The sequence below is a fragment of the Crenobacter sp. CS_VA4 genome (assembly GCF_055597485.1).
In genome coordinates this window covers 140,026-157,382 of sequence record NZ_JBVMAE010000009.1, presented here as the reverse complement: position 1 = coordinate 157,382, position 17,357 = coordinate 140,026, and the positions used below count along the sequence as shown (strand labels likewise).

18 protein-coding genes and 2 tRNA genes are annotated in these 17,357 nt (G+C 63.7%); 14 read left to right on the top strand and 6 right to left on the bottom strand.

What is annotated here, in order from left to right:
• Window positions 1-38 precede the first annotated feature (38 nt).
• The 4 genes from secF to tgt form a co-directional block, all read right to left on the bottom strand.
• Window positions 39-974, bottom strand: coding sequence for a protein translocase subunit SecF (gene secF, locus ACZ2IA_RS10950; RefSeq protein WP_470292612.1), 936 nt, complete (start codon window positions 972-974; stop codon window positions 39-41).
• A 48-nt stretch (window positions 975-1,022) separates the two neighbouring features.
• The gene (gene secD / locus ACZ2IA_RS10945) at window positions 1,023-2,864 is read right to left on the bottom strand and encodes a protein translocase subunit SecD (RefSeq protein WP_470292611.1); all 1,842 of its coding nucleotides are present in this window, start codon (window positions 2,862-2,864) and stop codon (window positions 1,023-1,025) included.
• 55 nt (window positions 2,865-2,919) lie between these two features.
• Window positions 2,920-3,237, bottom strand: coding sequence for a preprotein translocase subunit YajC (yajC, locus tag ACZ2IA_RS10940; protein ID WP_470292610.1), 318 nt, complete (start codon window positions 3,235-3,237; stop codon window positions 2,920-2,922).
• A 146-nt stretch (window positions 3,238-3,383) separates the two neighbouring features.
• Window positions 3,384-4,496: a tRNA guanosine(34) transglycosylase Tgt gene (gene tgt, locus ACZ2IA_RS10935; protein ID WP_470292609.1), complete on the bottom strand. Its 1,113-nt coding sequence runs from the start codon at window positions 4,494-4,496 to the stop codon at window positions 3,384-3,386.
• Between the two features lie 142 nt (window positions 4,497-4,638).
• Here tgt and ACZ2IA_RS10930 point away from each other — a divergent pair.
• The 10 genes from ACZ2IA_RS10930 to ACZ2IA_RS10885 all read left to right on the top strand — a co-directional run bounded on the left by ACZ2IA_RS10930 (window position 4,639) and on the right by ACZ2IA_RS10885 (window position 12,385).
• A tRNA-Val gene (locus ACZ2IA_RS10930) sits at window positions 4,639-4,715 on the top strand.
• A gap of 188 nt (window positions 4,716-4,903) precedes the next feature.
• Window positions 4,904-6,805, top strand: coding sequence for a threonine--tRNA ligase (thrS, locus tag ACZ2IA_RS10925; RefSeq protein WP_470292608.1), 1,902 nt, complete (start codon window positions 4,904-4,906; stop codon window positions 6,803-6,805).
• 33 nt (window positions 6,806-6,838) lie between these two features.
• Entirely contained in the window at window positions 6,839-7,363 is a 525-nt protein-coding gene (infC, locus tag ACZ2IA_RS10920) for a translation initiation factor IF-3 (RefSeq protein ID WP_470292607.1), read from the top strand.
• A gap of 152 nt (window positions 7,364-7,515) precedes the next feature.
• Window positions 7,516-7,713, top strand: coding sequence for a 50S ribosomal protein L35 (gene rpmI / locus ACZ2IA_RS10915; RefSeq protein ID WP_470292606.1), 198 nt, complete (start codon window positions 7,516-7,518; stop codon window positions 7,711-7,713).
• 11 nt (window positions 7,714-7,724) lie between these two features.
• Entirely contained in the window at window positions 7,725-8,081 is a 357-nt protein-coding gene (gene rplT, locus ACZ2IA_RS10910) for a 50S ribosomal protein L20 (RefSeq protein ID WP_470292605.1), read from the top strand.
• 126 nt (window positions 8,082-8,207) lie between these two features.
• Window positions 8,208-9,191, top strand: a complete 984-nt coding sequence (gene pheS, locus ACZ2IA_RS10905; protein WP_470292604.1) for a phenylalanine--tRNA ligase subunit alpha — start codon at window positions 8,208-8,210, stop codon at window positions 9,189-9,191.
• Window positions 9,192-9,212: 21 nt separating this feature from the next.
• Window positions 9,213-11,570: a phenylalanine--tRNA ligase subunit beta gene (pheT, locus tag ACZ2IA_RS10900; protein WP_470292603.1), complete on the top strand. Its 2,358-nt coding sequence runs from the start codon at window positions 9,213-9,215 to the stop codon at window positions 11,568-11,570.
• An 80-nt stretch (window positions 11,571-11,650) separates the two neighbouring features.
• The gene (locus ACZ2IA_RS10895; protein WP_470292602.1) at window positions 11,651-11,947 is read left to right on the top strand and encodes an integration host factor subunit alpha; all 297 of its coding nucleotides are present in this window, start codon (window positions 11,651-11,653) and stop codon (window positions 11,945-11,947) included.
• Entirely contained in the window at window positions 11,934-12,278 is a 345-nt protein-coding gene (locus tag ACZ2IA_RS10890; RefSeq protein WP_470292601.1) for a MerR family transcriptional regulator, read from the top strand. The genes ACZ2IA_RS10895 and ACZ2IA_RS10890 overlap by 14 nt, the downstream gene beginning before the upstream one ends.
• A 30-nt stretch (window positions 12,279-12,308) precedes the next feature.
• Window positions 12,309-12,385: transfer RNA gene (locus tag ACZ2IA_RS10885), tRNA-Pro, on the top strand.
• Between the two features lie 303 nt (window positions 12,386-12,688).
• On the opposite strand, the gene ACZ2IA_RS10880 is transcribed toward ACZ2IA_RS10885, so the two are convergent.
• The gene (locus ACZ2IA_RS10880) at window positions 12,689-13,180 is read right to left on the bottom strand and encodes a hypothetical protein (RefSeq protein ID WP_470292600.1); all 492 of its coding nucleotides are present in this window, start codon (window positions 13,178-13,180) and stop codon (window positions 12,689-12,691) included.
• 371 nt (window positions 13,181-13,551) lie between these two features.
• Window positions 13,552-14,358: a TauD/TfdA dioxygenase family protein gene (locus ACZ2IA_RS10875; protein WP_470292599.1), complete on the bottom strand. Its 807-nt coding sequence runs from the start codon at window positions 14,356-14,358 to the stop codon at window positions 13,552-13,554.
• A 461-nt stretch (window positions 14,359-14,819) separates the two neighbouring features.
• Here ACZ2IA_RS10875 and ACZ2IA_RS10870 point away from each other — a divergent pair, with 461 nt between their 5' ends.
• Genes ACZ2IA_RS10870 through ACZ2IA_RS10855 form a run of 4 tightly spaced genes read left to right on the top strand, consistent with a single transcriptional unit; the run spans window position 14,820 to window position 17,200 of the window.
• Window positions 14,820-15,035, top strand: a complete 216-nt coding sequence (locus ACZ2IA_RS10870; protein WP_470292598.1) for a TOBE domain-containing protein — start codon at window positions 14,820-14,822, stop codon at window positions 15,033-15,035.
• Window positions 15,036-15,072: 37 nt separating this feature from the next.
• Window positions 15,073-15,699, top strand: coding sequence for a sigma-54 factor interaction domain-containing protein (locus tag ACZ2IA_RS10865; RefSeq protein WP_470292597.1), 627 nt, complete (start codon window positions 15,073-15,075; stop codon window positions 15,697-15,699).
• Window positions 15,627-16,190, top strand: a complete 564-nt coding sequence (locus ACZ2IA_RS10860; protein WP_470292632.1) for an AAA-type ATPase lid domain-containing protein — start codon at window positions 15,627-15,629, stop codon at window positions 16,188-16,190. Before ACZ2IA_RS10865 ends, ACZ2IA_RS10860 begins: the two co-directional genes overlap by 73 nt.
• Window positions 16,145-17,200 (top strand): NADP(H)-dependent aldo-keto reductase, encoded by a 1,056-nt coding sequence (locus ACZ2IA_RS10855; protein ID WP_470292596.1) that lies wholly within the window; start codon window positions 16,145-16,147, stop codon window positions 17,198-17,200. Before ACZ2IA_RS10860 ends, ACZ2IA_RS10855 begins: the two co-directional genes overlap by 46 nt.
• Window positions 17,201-17,357: the final 157 nt, after the last annotated feature.

Here is a 17,357-nt window from a genome sequence, read left to right as displayed (position 1 = left end):
AAAACTGGCCGGACTAGCCGGCCAGTTGCGGGTACTGCTCAGACAACGGCTTCCTGTTTTTGTTTTGGCGGCTTGATCAGATTTTCGCGCGACAGGCCCAGCCACATCACGATCGGGCTGGCGACCAGCACCGACGAATAGATGCCGAACACGATGCCGATGGTCAGCGCGGTGGCGAAGCCGTGCAGCGCGGCACCGCCGAAGATCAGCATCGACAGCACCATCGCCTCGGTCGAACCGTGGGTGATGATGGTCCGGCTCATCGTCGAGGTGATCGCATTGTCGATCACTTCGGCGACGGTCTTGCCGCGCATCACCGGCTTGCGGAAGTTTTCGCGGATCCGGTCGAATACCACCACCGATTCGTTCACCGAGTAGCCGAGCACCGCCAGCACGCCGGCCAGCACGGTCAGCGAGAACTCCCACTGGAAGAACGCGAAGCAGCCGAGAATGATCACCACGTCGTGCATGTTGGCGATGATCGCCGCCACCGCGAAGCGCCATTCGAAGCGGATTGCCAGGTAGATCATGATGCCGATGCACACCAGGATCACCGCGGTCAGGCCATGGGTGACCAGTTCCTGACCGACCTGCGGGCCGATGAACTCGACCTTGCGCAGCTCGACCCGGCTGTTGCCGTCCTTCAGCACCTGCATCACCTGCTCGGACAGCTGCGCCGAGCTGCGGTCGGCCTTGTTCGGCAGGCGGATCATCACGTCGCGGCTGGTGCCAAGGTTCTGTACAGCGATGTCGCCCATGCCGAGCTTGTCGAGGCGGTGGCGCACGTCGCTCAGTTCGGCGGCCTGGCTGTACTGCACCTCCAGCACCGTGCCGCCGGTGAATTCGACCGAAAAGTTCAGGCCACGGGTGACCAGAAACACCACGGCCAGCACGAAGGTCACCAGCGAGATGATGGTGGTGAGCCGGCCGTAGCTCATGAACGGGATGTCCCGTTTGATGCGGAAAAACTCCATGATGTCCTCTGCGCTAAACCGGGCCGGCGTGGTGCCGGCCCTGTTGGCTTACTGTTGCGGTTTCCAGATCTGGCCGATCGAGATCGAGGCCAGGCGGCGCTTGCGGCCGTACCACAGGTTGACGAGGCCGCGCGACACGAACACCGACGAGAACATCGAGGTCAGGATGCCGAGGCAGTGCACCACGGCAAAGCCACGCACCGGGCCGGAACCGAAGATCAACAGCGCCAGGCCCGCGATCAGCGAGGTGACGTTGGAGTCGATAATGGTCGCCCAGGCGTGCTGATAGCCGGCCTGGATTGCCGACGCCGGCGGGAAGCCGTGGCGCAGCTCCTCGCGGATCCGCTCGTTGATCAGCACGTTCGAGTCGATCGCCATGCCCAGCGTCAGCGCGATCGCCGCGATGCCCGGCAGCGTCAGCGTGGCCTGCAGCATCGACAGGATCGCCACCAGGAACAGCAGGTTGGCACCCAGCGACAGCGCCGAGATCATCCCGAACACGCGGTAGTAGATGAACATGAACACCGCGATCGCCGCGAAGCCCCACATCGTCGAGTGGAAGCCCTTGTCGATGTTGTCCTTGCCGAGGCTCGGGCCGATGGTGCGCTCTTCGATGATCTGCATCGGCGCGGCCAAGGAGCCGGCGCGCAGCAGCAGCGCCACGTCGTTGGCTTCGGCGGCGTTCATGCTGCCGGAGATTTCCACGCGGCCGCCGCCGATTTCGCTGCGGATCACCGGCGCGGTCACCACTTCGCTCTTGCCTTTTTCGACCAGGATCATCGCCATGCGCTTGCCGATGTTTTCGGCTGTGACCTGACGGAAGATCGAGGCGCCGGCCGAGTCGAGGTTGATGCTCACCGCCGGGGCGCCGTTCTGGTCGAAGCTCGGCTGTGCGTCGTTGATGTTGTCGCCGGTCAGCTCGACGTCCTTCTTCACCAGGATCTTGGTCGCGCCGCGCGGGGTCAGCTCGTCGAGCAGGTCGTAGCCCGCCGGCACGTTGCCGGCCATCGCTTCGGCCATCTTGCCCGGATCGTCCTCGACCATGCGCACTTCCAGCGTGGCGGTGCGGCCGAGGATGTCCTTGGCCTTGGCGGTGTCCTGCACGCCCGGCAGCTGGACCACGATGCGGTCGGCGCCGGCCTGCTGGATGATCGGCTCGGCCACGCCCAGCTCGTTCACCCGGTTGTGCAAGGTGGTGATGTTCTGCTTCACCGCGTCGCCCTGCAGGCGGGTGATCTCTTCCGGCTTCAGCGTCAGCGTCAGCTTGTAGCTGCTGTCGTCGCTGCTCTGCGACAGTACCGGCAGCTGGCGGGCGACGATGTCGGCGGCGGCGCTGAGCGTTTCGCTGTCACGCAGCTGCAGCACCAGCGTGTTGCCGGTGCGCGTGATCGTGCCGTAGCGCACCTGCTTGTTCTTCAGTTCGCGACGGATGTCGCCGGCATAGCGCTCCATGGTCTTGTCGAGCGCGGCCTTCATGTCGACCTGCAGCAGGAAGTGCACGCCGCCACGCAGGTCGAGGCCGAGGAACATCGGGTTGGCCTTGATCCGCGACATCCAGGTCGGCGACGCGGCCAGCAGGTTCAGCGCGATGATGTAATTGTCGCCCAGCGTCTGCTGGATCACATCGCGGGCCTTGATCTGGGTGTCGGTGTCTTTGAAGCGCACCTTCAGGCTGGAGCCGTCCAGGTACAGGCCATCCGGCGACAGCTGGTTGGCCTTGAGTGCGGCTTCGATACGGCCCATCAGCGCGGTGTCGACCGGGATCGACTGTCGGGTGCTGGAGATCTGGACCGCCGGGGTTTCGCCAAAGAAGTTCGGTAGCGTGTAGATCGTTGCGACGATCAGCGCCACCGCGATGACGAGGTATTTCCAGAGCGGGTAGCGGTTCATGGATTAGGGATATCCATAAGGCACGGGGCCATCTGCACGATGGCCCCGGCGCGGGTTACAGAGACTTGAGGGTGCCTTTTTCCAGCTTGGCGGTGATAGCGCCACGCTGTACGTTGATTTCAACGCCGTTGGCGATTTCAATGCTGATGAACTGTTCGCCCGACTTGGTGATACGGCCGGCCACGCCGCCCTGGGTGATCACTTCGTCGCCCTTGTTGAGCTCGGACAGCATCTTCTGGTGTTCCTTGGCACGCTTCTGCTGTGGGCGCACCAGCAGGAACCAGAACAGCGCGAAGATCACGACCATCGGCAGGAAGCCCATCAGATCGAAACCACCTACGGTCGTGTTGGCGAATGCCGGGGTAATGAGCATGTTTTGTATCCCTCTCTTATTGATTCGTCGTTGTTGATGCACCGGAGCCCGAGCATTGTAGCGAGCGGCCCCGGGTTTTCCAACCAGCCTGAAGCTTGGCCGAAAGCCTAGTCAGACTTCGGTCAACGGCTTTGGTTCGATAGCCTTTAGGAACCGCGTGCGCGCTTCACCGCAAACTCGGCACGGAAGTCCTCGAAGCGGTCGTCCTCGATCGCCTTGCGGATGTCGCGCATCAACTCCTGGTAGTAGTACAGGTTGTGGATGGTATTGAGGCGCGCGCCAAGAATCTCTCCGACCCGGTGCAGGTGATGCAGGTAGGCGCGGCTGAAGTTCTGGCAGGTGTAGCAGCCGCATGCCTCGTCGAGCGGACGCTTGTCGTCTTTGTGCTTGGCGTTCTTGATCTTGACGTCGCCCCACTGGGTGAAGATCCAGCCGTTGCGCGCGTTGCGGGTCGGCATCACGCAGTCGAACATGTCGATGCCGTTGGCGACGCCGTGCACCAGGTCTTCCGGCGTACCGACGCCCATCAGGTAGTGCGGCTTCTCGGCCGGCAGCATGTCGCGCAGCTCTTCGAGCATGCGGTACATCTCCGGCTTCGGCTCGCCGACCGACAGGCCGCCGATCGCGATGCCGTCGAAGCCGATCTGCATCAGCCCCTCCAGCGACTCCTGGCGCAGGTCGGTATACAGGTTGCCCTGCACGATGCCGAACAGCGCGTTCGGATTTTTCAGGTCGTCGAAGGCGCGGCGCGAGCGTTCGGCCCAGCGCAGGCTCATCCTGAGCGAGTCGCCGGCGGTCCTATGGTCGACCTGACCCGGTGTGCACTCGTCGAGCTGCATCACGATGTCGGAGTTGAGCACGGTCTGGATCTTCATCGAGACCTCCGGAGACAGGAACAGCTTGTCGCCGTTGACCGGGCTCTGGAAGGTGCAGCCTTCCTCGGTGAGCTTGCGCATGTTGGTCAGCGAGAACACCTGGAAGCCGCCCGAGTCGGTCAGGATCGGCTTGTCCCAGCCGATGAACTGGTGCAGGCCGCCGAACTGTTCGACGATCTCCAGGCCTGGGCGCAGCCACAGGTGGAAGGTGTTGCCGAGGATGATCTGCGCGCCAATCTCGTTCAGCTCCAGCGGGCTCATCGCCTTGACCGAGCCGTAGGTGCCCACCGGCTGAAAAACCGGGGTTTCCACTACGCCGTGGTTGAGCACCAGCGTGCCGCGGCGCGCACCGCCGGAGGTCTTGTGTACGGTAAACTGCAGCATGTTTGACGTTAAAATGTTCTGGAATTGGTGAAGAAAATCAGCGCGCTAGTATAACCGAATGCGCCGGGCGTCGCCCGTCTTGCTCAAAAAAGGCTTGCATTCGCCTGGGGGCATGTTTAAGATGGCGTCCTCTGCTGATTGCAGGCACGTAGCTCAGCTGGTTAGAGCACCACCTTGACATGGTGGGGGTCGTTGGTTCGAGTCCAATCGTGCCTACCAAACATTTCGATGGAGCAAGCGGAATGAAGTTCCGAACTACCACTACCCGTATCGCCCGGTAACACGAGCCATGCGGGGCCTTGCTCCAAAGACCCTGACAGACGAAAAGTGCGGCTCGTGCCGCACTTTTTTTTTGCCCTTTGCCCGAGCGCGTGCGACAACGTGCTCATTGATAGCTGGAGTTTGACATGCCCGACATTCGCCTGCCTGACGGTTCTGTCCGATCCTTTGAACAGTCGGTCACCGTTCACGACGTGGCCGCCTCGATCGGGGCCGGCCTGGCCCGCGCCGCACTGGCCGGCAAGGTCGACGGTCAGCTGGTCGATACCTCGTTCCGGATCGAAAACGATGCCGACCTCGCCATCGTGACCGACAGGGACGCGGACGCACTCGGCATCATCCGTCACTCCACCGCCCACCTGCTGGCGTACGCGGTCAAGGAGCTGTTCCCGGAGGCGCAGGTGACCATCGGGCCGGAAATCGAGAACGGCTTCTACTACGACTTCGCCTACAAGCGCCCGTTCACCCCGGAAGACCTGCTGGCGATCGAGAAGAAGATGGCCGAGCTGGCCAAGAAGGACATCCCGGTCGAGCGCTACGAGCTGCCGCGCGACGAGGCGATCGCCTACTTCAAGTCGATCGGCGAGGCGTACAAGGCCGAGATCATCGAGTCGATCCCGCCGGGCGAAGTGCTGTCGCTGTATAGGGAAGGTGACTTCACCGACCTGTGCCGCGGCCCGCACGTGCCGTCCACCGGTAAGCTGAAGGTGTTCAAGCTGATGAAGGTGGCCGGCGCCTACTGGCGTGGCGACAGCAAGAACGAGATGCTGCAGCGCGTCTACGGCACCGCCTGGACCAAGAAGGAAGACCTCGAGCAGTACCTGACCATGCTGGAGGAGGCGGAAAAGCGCGATCACCGCAAGCTTGGCAAGTCGCTCGACCTGTTCCACCTGCAGGACGAGGCGCCGGGCATGGTGTTCTGGCACCCGAAGGGCTGGAGCCTGTGGCAGAGTATCGAACAGTACATGCGCAAGACCCTGACCGAGGCCGGTTACCAGGAAATCCGCACCCCGCTGATGATGGACCGCGGGCTGTGGGAAAAGTCCGGTCACTGGGAAAACTACCGCGAGAACATGTTCACCACCGAGTCGGAGAAGCGCGACTACGCGGTGAAGCCGATGAACTGCCCGGGCCACGTCCAGGTGTTCAACCAGGGGTTGCGCTCCTACCGTGACCTGCCGCTGCGTCTGGCCGAATTCGGCGCTTGCCACCGCAACGAGCCGTCCGGCGCGCTGCACGGCCTGATGCGCGTGCGCGGTTTCGTGCAGGACGATGCGCATATCTTCTGTACCGAAGACCAGATCAACGCCGAGGCGCGTGCGTTCAACGAGCTGACCATGCAGGTCTACGATCACTTCGGCTTCCACGACGTGGCGATCAAGCTCAGCTTGCGCCCGGAGAAGCGCGCCGGTTCCGACGAGGTGTGGGACAGGGCCGAACAGGGGCTGCGCGACGCGCTGGCTGCCTGCGGCGTGGAGTGGGAAGAGCTGCCGGGCGAGGGGGCGTTCTACGGTCCGAAGATCGAATATCACATCAAGGACGCGCTTGGCCGTTCCTGGCAGTGCGGCACCCTGCAGCTCGACTTCGTGCTGCCGGAGCGTCTCGGTGCCGAATACGTGGCCGACGACAACACCCGCAAGCGTCCGGTGATGTTGCATCGTGCCATCGTCGGTTCGATGGAGCGCTTCATCGGCATCCTGATCGAAAACCACGCCGGGGCCTTCCCGCTATGGCTGGCGCCGGTGCAGATGGTGGTGATGAATATCACCGAAGCGCAGGCCGATTACGCGAATGACATTGCGGAAACACTGAAAAAACAAGGCTTCCGCGTCGAGCTCGACTTGAGAAACGAGAAGATCAGCTATAAAATCCGCGAACACAGTCTGCAAAAGCTGCCGTACCAGATTATCGTGGGCGACAAGGAAAAGGCAGGCGGTTTGGTTGCCGTTCGTGCCCGTGGTGAAGACCTCGGGCAGCTCACGCTGGACAACTTTGTCGAGCGTCTCAAGGCAGAATTGCCCGCAGCGTAAGACGGCAGGCTTGATGAATTTGTAATAGGAGATTTGGCTATAGCTCAGGAACGCGAAGCACGGATCAACGGCGAAATTACCGCCCGCGAACTCCGTCTGGTAGGCACGGAAGGCGAGCAGCTCGGTATCGTGAGTCTGCGTGAGGCAATGGCGTTGGCCGAAGAGAAGGATGTCGATCTGGTGGAAATTTCCCCAACCGCACAGCCTCCTGTGGCCAAGCTGATGGACTACGGCAAGTTCAAGTACGAAACGTCCAAGAAAAAGCACGAAGCCAAGCAGAAGCAGAAACAGATTCAGATCAAGGAAGTCAAATTCCGGCCGGGCACTGACGAAGGCGATTACAACGTCAAGATGCGCAATCTGGTTCGTTTCCTGACTGACGGCGATAAGGCCAAGATCACGCTGCGTTTCCGCGGTCGTGAGATGGCGCACCAGGACATCGGTCTGGCGCTGCTTAAGCGCGTGGAAGCGGACCTGGCCGAGATCGGCACGGTCGAGCAGTTCCCGCGCCTGGAAGGTCGTCAGATGGTTATGATGGTTGCCCCGAAGAAGAAATAATCGGGTATAATCATCGACTTGGCACGGCAGGGTGACCTGCCGTGTTGATTTTGTGCCGCTCGATTCGGGTGGCTAAAAGCGTGGTACATGGGTTCCAAGTATCGAAAGATCACCCGGTGCCGAATCTAAGAAAATTCTGCAGGAGCTTTTCCATGCCGAAAATGAAAACCAAGTCGAGCGCGAAAAAACGCTTGAAAGTGTTGGGCAATGGTGGTGTGAAGCGTTCGTTCGCTTTCAAGCGTCATATTCTGACCAAGAAGACCACCAAGACCAAACGCCAACTGCGCGGCACCACCATGGTGAATGCCTGCGACATGGCGTCTGTTAACAAAATGTTGCCCTACGCTTAAGGAGTTAAAGAATGCCTCGTGTTAAACGCGGTGTAACCGCTCGCGCTCGTCACAAGAAAGTTCTGGCCCTGGCGAAGGGCTACCGTGGCCGTCGCAAGAACGTCTATCGCATCGCCAAACAGGCGGTGATGAAAGCCGGCCAGTACGCTTACCGCGACCGTCGTCAGCGCAAGCGTCAGTTCCGCCAACTGTGGATTGCCCGTATCAACGCGGCAGCTCGCGAGTGCGGCCTGAGCTACAGCAAGTTCATGAACGGCCTGAAGAAAGCCGCGATTGCACTCGACCGCAAGGTACTGGCTGACATGGCTGTGTTCGACAAGCCGGCTTTTGCCCTCATCGTGGAAAAAGCCAAAGCGAGCCTCGCCTAATCGCTGGAAATTAAAAAGGGAGGCCTTACGCCTCCCTTTTTTTTGGATTTGCCCCGGATTGACCGAGATGGCTTGCTCGAAGCGCGTGCGCTTGTGGCAAGCCTTCTCCACTATATGGAACGACTCATGCAGAACGTGGACGCAATTGTCGAGGCGGGGCTGGCGGCGCTCGCCGGCGTTACCGACCTTGTCGAACTGGAACAAGTCAAGGCTCGCTTTCTGGGCAAGAGCGGCGAGCTGACCGAACTGCTGAAACAACTGGGCAAGCTGCCGGCCGAGGAGCGCAAGGCCGCCGGTGCCACCATCAACGCCGCCAAGGAGCGCTTTGCCGACGCGCACAACGCCCGTCGCGACGCGATCAATCACGCCAAACTGGAGGCGCAGCTCGCCGCCGAGGCGCTCGACGTGACCCTGCCGGGCCGCGGCAGCCAGCCGGCCGGCCTGCATCCGGTGACGCTGACCTTGGAGCGCGTCAGCGAGCTGTTCCGCTCGATGGGTTTCGAAGTGGCCGACGGTCCGGAAATCGAGACCGACTTCCACAATTTCCAGGCGCTGAACATTCCGGAAAACCACCCGGCGCGCGCGATGGCCGACACCTTCTACGTCGAGGGCGGCAATCTGCTGCGCACGCACACCTCGCCGATCCAGGTGCGCTACATGCTCAACAACGAGCCGCCGATCAAGATCGTCGCGCCGGGCCGCGTCTACCGCGTCGACTCCGACGCGACCCACTCGCCGATGTTCCACCAGATGGAAGGCCTGTGGGTGGAAGAGGGTGTCAGCTTCGCCGACCTGAAGGCGGTGGTCACCGACTGGCTGCGCCGCTTCTTCGAGCGTGACGACCTGCAGGTGCGCTTCCGCCCGTCGTTCTTCCCGTTCACCGAGCCGTCGGCCGAAGTGGACGTGCTCGGCGAGCGCGGCTGGCTGGAAATCGGCGGCTGCGGCATGGTGCACCCGAACGTGCTGCGCAACGTCAACATCGATCCGGAAAAGTACACCGGTTTCGCCTTCGGCTTCGGTCTCGATCGGTTTGCGATGCTGCGCTACGGGGTCAACGACCTGCGCCTGTTCTTCGACAACGATCTCACTTTCCTGAAACAGTTCAACTGAGCGCCGGCAGGGTAAAGAACAATGCAATTTTCCGAACAGTGGCTGAGAAGCTGGGTTAATCCGTCGATCGACAGCGACGCGCTGTCCTACCTGCTGACCATGGCGGGTCTGGAAGTGGAAGAAACCGAAGCCGCCGCGCCGGCCTTTACCGGTGTGGTGGTGGCCGAGGTGAAAGAAGTCGCCAAGCACGAGAACGCCGACCGACTGCGCGTGACCAAGGTAGACGCTGGTACCGGCGAGCTGGTGCAGATCGTCTGCGGTGCGCCGAACGTGGCCGTCGGCCAGAAGGTGCCGTGCGCGCTGCCGGGCGCGGTGCTGCCGGGCGACTTCAAGATCAAGCCGACCAAGATGCGTGGCGTCGAGTCGGGCGGCATGCTGTGTTCCGGCAAGGAACTGGGCGTGCCGGACGACGCGGACGGCCTGCTGGTGCTGCCGGCCGACGCGCCGGTCGGCCAGAGCATCCGTGACTGTCTGTCGTTGGACGACACGCTGTTTACGCTGAAGATCACCCCGAACCGTGCCGACAGCCTGTCGATCAAGGGCATCGCCCGCGAAGTGGCGGCGCTGACCGGCGCGGCGCTGTCGCCGCTGGCGATCCCGCCGGTGACCCCGGTGATCGACGACAAGCTGCCAGTCTCGATCGCCGCGCCGGCCGCCTGCGGCCGCTACGTTGGCCGTATCGTCAAGAACGTCAACGCCGCCGCGCCGACGCCGGAATGGATGCGTCGCCGTCTGGAGCGCTCCGGCCTGCGTTCGATCTCGGCCGCGGTCGACATCACCAACTATGTGCTGCTGGAACTCGGCCAGCCGATGCACGCCTTCGACCTGGCCAAGCTGTCCGGCGGCATCACCGTACGGATGGCCAAGCCGGGCGAGACGCTGGTCTGCCTGAACGAGAAGGAAGTGGCGCTGACCGACGACCTCTTGGTGATCGCCGACGACGCCCGTGCGGTCGGCATCGCCGGCATCATGGGCGGCCTGGACAGCAGCGTGACCGACGCGACTCGCGACGTGTTCCTCGAGAGCGCGTACTTCGCGCCGGAGGCGATCGCCGGCCGTGCCCGCGAGCTCGGCTTCGGCTCCGATTCGTCGTACCGCTTCGAGCGCGGCGTCGACTTCGCGCTGCAGCACGAGGCGATGGAACGCGCCACCCAGCTGCTGATCGAGATCTGCGGCGGCGAAGCCGGCCCGCTGACCGAGACCGTCGGCGAGCTGCCGGCGCGGGACGAGGTGAGCGTGCGCACCGCCCGCGTCGCCAAGGTGCTGGGCGTCGCGCTGTCGGCCGAACAGATCGCCGACATCCTGGGCCGGTTGGGCCTGCCGCACTGCGCCACCGCCGACGGCTTTGCCGTGACCGCGCCGAGCTTCCGCTTCGACATCGCGATCGAGGAAGACCTGATCGAGGAGATCGCCCGGGTCTACGGCTACGACGCGATCCCGTCGGACACGCCGCGCTCGGGCATGCGCATGCTGCCGCTGCCGGAAGAGCGCCGTCCGCGCGAAGCGCTGCGCCATCTGCTGGCCGGCCGCGATTATCAGGAAGTGGTGACCTACGCCTTCGTCGACGAGCAGTGGGAAGCGGACTTTGCCGCCAACACCGACCCGGTGCGCCTGATCAACCCGATCGCCAGCCAGATGAGCGTGATGCGTTCGACGCTGATCGGCGGCCTGGTCGACGTGCTGGTCGGCAACCTCAACCGCAAGCAGCCGCGCGTGCGCGTGTTCGAACTGGCACGGGTGTTCAGCAAGGGCGCCGACGGCTTCGACCAGCCGGAACGCATCGGCGGTCTCGCCTGGGGGCCGAGGTTGGCCGAACAGTGGGGCGCCAAGGCCGAGCGCGTCGACTTCTACGACGTGAAGGCCGACGTCGAGGCGCTGCTGGCGCCGCGCGTCGCCGAGTTCCGCAAGGTGAGCCACCCGTCGCTGCACCCGGGCCGCGCGGCCGAGGTGCTGCTCGACGGCAAGGCGATCGGCGTGATCGGCGAGCTGCATCCGCGCTGGGTGCAGGGCTACGACCTGCCGAGCGCGCCGGTGCTGTTCGAGCTGGACTTCGACGCGGTGCTGTCGGCCAATATGGTCAAGGCCAAACCGGTGTCGAAATTCCAGGCGGTGCGTCGCGACCTCGCGCTGGTGGTCGACGAGGCCGCCAACTACGGCGAGCTGCTGGCCGCGCTGCGTGCCGCGGCGCCGGCGATTGTCACCGACATCGGCCTGTTCGACGTGTACCGCGGCAAGGGTGTGGAAGAGGGCAAGAAGAGCCTGGCGTTCCGCATCCAGCTGCAGGATGCGGCCAAGACGCTGACCGACGAAGACGTCGAACCGGCGATCGCCGCACTGCTGGCCGCCGCCAGCGCACAGGGTGCCGTGCTGCGCGCCTGATTTAATCGCATGAATAGCCGCCCCTTGCTTGTCAGGGGGCGCGCTTTGATTTACTTTCGTTGCTGCAGTAAGGGGAAATCATGACTTTGACGAAAGCCGAGTTGGCCGATCTGTTGTTTGACAGGGTGGGCTTGAACAAGCGCGAAGCCAAGGACACGGTAGAGACGTTCTTCGAAGAAATCCGTACTGCGCTGGAGTCCGGCGACGCGGTCAAGCTGTCGGGCTTCGGCAACTTCCAGTTGCGCGACAAGCCGCAGCGTCCGGGCCGCAACCCGAAGACCGGGGAAGAAATCCCGATCACCGCCCGCCGCGTTGTGACCTTTCACGCGAGTCAGAAACTCAAGGGAATGGTTGAACAATTCCATGCCGACAACTAAGGCCGAACTTCCGCCGATCCCGGTCAAGCGCTACTTCACCCTGGAAGAGGTGAGTGCGCTGGCCGGCGTCAAACCGCATGTGCTGCGCGCCTGGGAAGAAACCTTCGCACCGCTGCGCGATTCCCGTCAGCGCGGCGTTCGCCGTCACTACCAGCACCGCGACGTGCTGATGGTGCGTCGGCTGCGCGACCTGATGTACGACGATGGCTTTGCCGGTCGCCCCGGTCAGGGCCAGGATGCCGCCAACCCGGCGCCGCTGACCGCCCAGCAGGTGCGCAGCGAGCTGGAGGCTATCCTGTCGGGATTAAATAGCGGGATTGGCAAACTCTAGCCGCGTGTTTATAATGCGAGGCTCGACAGTCGGGGTGTAGCGCAGCCTGGTAGCGCACCTGCATGGGGTGCAGGGGGTCGGAAGTTCGAATCTTCTCACCCCGACCAATCGAATAAGTAATAACGTCAAGCGATTCAAAGCCGGTTTCGACCGGCTTTTTTGTTGCCTGTCATTTCTGTCTTATTTAGAAGTTCTTCTAAATACTTTTCTAGCAATAACCGGCCCAAGAGGCCGGCCAGGTCGTAGCGCTTGGTTGTCTCTCCGGCTCGTTTGCTTTACTCTTACGCCCAATCCCCCTCGCTGAACAGCTTAACCCGGCACCATGAAACCGAGGCTTTTGCCCCTCACCGGCCGATATCGTATTTGATACGCATTCGCGGCATTCAGCCGGGTCGGGACCAGGGCGACATCTATCGCTCAACGGTGCTCAGTACCCTTGTCAGGGTCCAGGTCGCGGTCTGGTTGGTCGTGTCTAGCAAGGCATTGACCAGTGATACGGCACGGCCCTGTTCACCGGCGACGACGCTGTTACTCAGTGAAACGGCGGCGCCTTGCTTGCCGAGCAGCGGCGGCCGGTTTCCGGCGAGCGCATCGTCGCTGGCCAGCACGATGCAGACGACCGGGAGAGGGGCTTGACTGCTTCGTTGCTGGCCGTTTGATGTCGGCATTTCAGCCTCGACTCGGGCGATGGGGGGAGCGATGGTTGGTGTGGCGGAGGCGCTGGCCACAGCGGGGCTGATTGGGCTGCCGTCCCAGTTGCGGTCGGTACGGTGCCAGTCATCGCGACCGAACTCGCCGAATGGGCTGCGAGCGTCGTAGGCCTGCGCCAAAACGGAGTAGCACGCACTCGCTAGCACCCATGCGAGCGCGGTCAGTCGGGCTCCGCTGGCGAACAACTTCATTGCCTTTCTCCCAAACCCCTTGGCGTCATGGTGTGGTCGCCACGGCGTACCGGGCCTGGTTGCGGCGGGCTGGGTGCGCCCGCCGGTTTGGTTTGATCAATAAATTTAAACACTTATCATCAGTTTTGGCTTATCTGCTCGTTGTAGTGGATTGATGGCGAATTGTCCAGTCCAGCTTGGATCATGCTGCTGCGTTGACCGGCCCGGACATGAGCGCCGCAGCGATGGGATGCGGCGGGAGCAGGGTCGAACGCGGGGCAGTGTCGATCGGGACAGCTGTGCTTGTGTCATGACTAAGAAGCGCGTCGGTTTTCAGGACCGGCGCGCTTTTTCATTGGGAGATCGCCGGGAACCAGCCTGCATGTCTCGATTCAGAACGGGCGGCTGCCGGCCAGGCTGACGCGCTTCAGCACCCGGCGGTCGTTCGGGTCGAACGCGGTGCGCGAATGCAGGGTGACCTGGTTGTCCCAATAGACCATGTCGCCGACCTGCCAGCGGTGGGTGTAGCGATAACGCGGGTCGGCCAGATGGGCGCGCAGCCGCTCGATCAGCGCCGCACCGGCCACCGGGTCGAAGCCCGGGATTTCCACCTCGACGTGACTGCTCAGGTACAGCGCCTTGCGGCCGCTGTCCGGGTGGGTGCGAACCAGTGGATGCGTGAAGGCGGCGCCGATCGGCTCGCGGTCGGGCGTACGGTAGAGCGGGCGCGGCGAGCCGTCGAACGGGCGCAGGAACGGGTTGTAGGTGATCAGCTGCAAGCGGTCAATCTCATGACGGGTGTCGTCGTCGAGGTCCTCGTAGGCCTGCACCAGGTTGTACCAGCTGGTGTCACCGCCGCTTTGCGGCAGCTCCAGCGCGTACAGCAGCGAGCCGCTCGACGGCAGCGGTGTCCACTGGTGGTCGGCATGCGGCGTCAGTTCGCCGTGGCCGGTGTGGCCGCTGGGCAGGTTGGACACGGCGACCACGTCGGGCGGCAGGCCGGTGGCCTGGGCGCTGGCCAGCACCGGCACGTCCTCGGGCGGGCGGAATACCGAGCCGAAGTAGCTGGCGAACGCCAACTGCTGCTCTTCGGACAGCGTCTGCCGTTTGAAGATCAGGGTCAGATGCTGGTGCAGCGCGGCCTTCAGGCGCAACAGCAGTTCGGCCGACAGCGAGCGGCCGGCGTGCGTCCAGGCCATGAACCTCGGCGCCGAGCGCGCCGCCGGTGGGGACGATGTCGACCGCCTCCGGCGGTTGTGGCGTGGCCAAGGCCTGACCCGGCAGGTAGTGGAGGGCGCGAGAGAGCTGGGTGGTGATTGTCATGGAGAATACTCGTCGGGTTGAAGGCGAGGACTCTCTATGCAGGATGTGTGCCAACGATGCGAAGTGGCAGGGGTTTCACTCAGTACGCTGATTTATCGTGGGTTTGCTGATGGAGGCTAGGATGATGGCGGCGACTGTCGAGTCGTCGGCTGTCGCGATCGCGGCAGTGAGCAGGCGCCGTTTGCCGCAAAGGCATCAATAGGCTTATTTGTTATTTCAAATTGGGCATTAATTATTTTTTGAAATAAAAAACCACGAGTAGAGTGATTTCCCATGACATCTGCCATGCCAGACGGTGGCGGTGTTGGTCCCTTACCCTACCCGAAAGGAAAGCAGCATGAGCATCAAGTCGATCAATGTGCGCAACCAATTCCGCGGCACCATCAAGCAAATCATCGAGGGTCCGGTGCTGTCGGAGATCGACGTCAGCACCCCGGCCGGCGTGGTGACCTCGGTGATCACCACCCGGTCGGTGAAGGAGCTCGATCTCAAGCCGGGCAGCGAGGTGATCGCCTTCGTGAAGTCGACCGAGGTGTCGATCGCCAAGCTGTAAAAAGCGGCAAATCGTCGATCAACAGGAGCCCGCCACCATGCCCCCCGCTACCGTTCTTACCCTGCCACTGGAAGATAAGATCCGCCCGTCGATCCGCGCCAAGGCGCTGCTGTTCGCCGACCCGGCTTCGCAGGCGCTCTTGGCGCAGGCCGAGCGGGTGGCGCCGAGCGACGCGCCGGCGCTGATCTGCGGCGAGACCGGTACCGGCAAGGAGCTGCTGGCGCGCCACCTGCACGAACTGAGCGGTCGGCGTGGCCCGTTTATCGCGGTGAACTGCGGTGCGATTAGTGAAACCTTGGCCGAAAGCGAGTTCTTCGGCCACGAGGCCGGTGCGTTCACCGGCGCCGCCGGCCGACGCGAAGGGTGGTTCGAGGCGGCCAACGGCGGCACGCTGTTCCTCGACGAGGTCGGCGACCTGCCGCTGGCGCTGCAGGTGAAACTGCTGCGGGTGCTGCAGGAGCGCGAGGTGGTGCGGCTTGGCGCGCGCCGGCCGATCCCGCTCGACATCCGGCTGGTGTCGGCGACCAACGTCGACCTGGCCGCCGCGGTGGCCGCCGGCCACTTCCGCCTCGACCTGCTGTACCGCTCAATATCGTCACGCTGCGTCTGCCGCCGCTGCGCGAGCGGCCGGGCGACATCCTGCCGCTGGCGCGGCACTTCCTGAGCCATTACGGCCAGCGGCTGGGGACGCCACGTCCGCAACTGAGCGAGGCGGCCGAAGCGGCCTTGCTCGGCTACGCCTGGCCGGGCAATATCCGTGAACTGGAAAACTCGCTGCACTGCGCGCTCCTGACCGCCGACCACGGCCTGATCGAGCCGCGTCACCTGCCGCTGCGCGGCGCCGTCGTCGGCGGCGTGACGGCACCGGTCGTCTACAACGCCGGCTGGCCAGGCTTGGCCGAACAGTTGGCCGAACTGATCGCGTCGGCCGAACCGGACGTGCATCAGCGAGTCGAACGGCTATTGATCGAGCAGGGACTGTCGGCCAGCCGGGGCAACCAGGTGCAGGCGGCGGCCCGGCTCGGCCTCACCCGCCACGTCCTGCGTACACTGATGAAACGGCACGGCCTGCTGCCGTCGCCGACCGCCGCATTTCACAAGGAGTCTCAATGGAATACCGCCCGCTTGGTGCGACCGACGTCAAGGTCAGCCTGATTACCCTCGGCACGATGACCTGGGGCGAGCAGAACAGCGAGACGGAAGCGCATCGCCAGATCGAGCTGGCGCTCGACTACGGCGTCAACCTGATCGACGTCGCCGAGATGTACCCGGTGCCACCGCGCCCGGAAACCCAGGGCGAGACCGAGCGTATCGTCGGCAGCTGGCTCGGCCGTGCCGCCGGCAACCGTCGGCGGGCGCTGATCGCCACCAAGGCGACCGGCCCGATCCACGACCCGCAGCGCCCGAGCCACATCCGCGGCGGCCGCAACCATTTCGACAAGGCGAGCCTGACCGAGGCGCTCGACGGCAGCCTGGCGCGGCTGGGCACCGACTACGTCGACCTGTATCAGCTGCACTGGCCGGACCGCCGCACCAACTTCTTCGGCCAACTGGGCTACCGCTGGGACGGCGGCGACGACGGCAACGTGCCGATCGAGGAGACGCTGGCGGTGCTGAAGGGCTTCGTCGACGCCGGCAAGGTGCGCTACATCGGCCTGTCCAACGAGACGCCGTGGGGGCTGTCACGGTTCCTCGCCGCCGCCGAACGGCTCGGCCTGCCGCGCGTGGTCAGCATCCAGAACCCGTACAGCCTGCTCAACCGCAGCTTCGAGGTGGGCCTCGCCGAGTTCAGCCAGCGCGACCGGGTCGGCCTGCTGGCCTACTCGCCGCTGGGCATGGGCGTGCTGTCCGGCAAGTATCTGAACGGGGGGCGTCCGGACGGCGCGCGGCTGACGCTGTTCGACCGCTTCATCCGCTACAGCAATCCGCAGGCCCAGGCGGCCACGGCCGAATATGTGGCGCTGGCACGCCGCCACGGGCTGAGCCCGGCGCAGCTGGCGCTGGCCTATGTGAACAGCCGGCCCTTCGTCACCAGCACCATCATCGGTGCGACCACGGTGGAACAGCTGCGGGAGAACCTCGACAGCATCCAGCTGACGCTGTCCGACGAGCTCCTGGCCGAGATCGAGGCGATCCACACCCGTTGGCCGAATCCGGCGCCGTAAACCCGGTGCGATCCGACGACCCCACCCCGCTGCGGCGGGGTTTCTTTTTGCCCGCGTAGCCGGCCTGCCGGCGCCGCCTGATTCCCCCTTGTTGTTGCCGGGCTTCACTGTAGGTTCGGCCAACCTTGAACGACCCCGCCTGTGCGGGGCCTTGTCG

Coding starts and splice junctions, on each gene's coding strand:
- ACZ2IA_RS10870 (WP_470292598.1), top strand. CDS start 14,820: ATGAGCATCAAGTCGATCAATGTGCGCAACCAATTCCGCGGCACCATC.
- tgt (WP_470292609.1), bottom strand. CDS start 4,496: ATGCTGCAGTTTACCGTACACAAGACCTCCGGCGGTGCGCGCCGCGGC.
- yajC (WP_470292610.1), bottom strand. CDS start 3,237: ATGCTCATTACCCCGGCATTCGCCAACACGACCGTAGGTGGTTTCGAT.
- rpmI (WP_470292606.1), top strand. CDS start 7,516: ATGCCGAAAATGAAAACCAAGTCGAGCGCGAAAAAACGCTTGAAAGTG.
- secD (WP_470292611.1), bottom strand. CDS start 2,864: ATGAACCGCTACCCGCTCTGGAAATACCTCGTCATCGCGGTGGCGCTG.
- ACZ2IA_RS10875 (WP_470292599.1), bottom strand. CDS start 14,358: ATGGCCTGGACGCACGCCGGCCGCTCGCTGTCGGCCGAACTGCTGTTG.
- ACZ2IA_RS10880 (WP_470292600.1), bottom strand. CDS start 13,180: ATGAAGTTGTTCGCCAGCGGAGCCCGACTGACCGCGCTCGCATGGGTG.
- rplT (WP_470292605.1), top strand. CDS start 7,725: ATGCCTCGTGTTAAACGCGGTGTAACCGCTCGCGCTCGTCACAAGAAA.
- ACZ2IA_RS10890 (WP_470292601.1), top strand. CDS start 11,934: ATGCCGACAACTAAGGCCGAACTTCCGCCGATCCCGGTCAAGCGCTAC.
- ACZ2IA_RS10865 (WP_470292597.1), top strand. CDS start 15,073: ATGCCCCCCGCTACCGTTCTTACCCTGCCACTGGAAGATAAGATCCGC.
- ACZ2IA_RS10895 (WP_470292602.1), top strand. CDS start 11,651: ATGACTTTGACGAAAGCCGAGTTGGCCGATCTGTTGTTTGACAGGGTG.
- ACZ2IA_RS10855 (WP_470292596.1), top strand. CDS start 16,145: ATGGAATACCGCCCGCTTGGTGCGACCGACGTCAAGGTCAGCCTGATT.
- secF (WP_470292612.1), bottom strand. CDS start 974: ATGGAGTTTTTCCGCATCAAACGGGACATCCCGTTCATGAGCTACGGC.
- pheT (WP_470292603.1), top strand. CDS start 9,213: ATGCAATTTTCCGAACAGTGGCTGAGAAGCTGGGTTAATCCGTCGATC.
- thrS (WP_470292608.1), top strand. CDS start 4,904: ATGCCCGACATTCGCCTGCCTGACGGTTCTGTCCGATCCTTTGAACAG.
- pheS (WP_470292604.1), top strand. CDS start 8,208: ATGCAGAACGTGGACGCAATTGTCGAGGCGGGGCTGGCGGCGCTCGCC.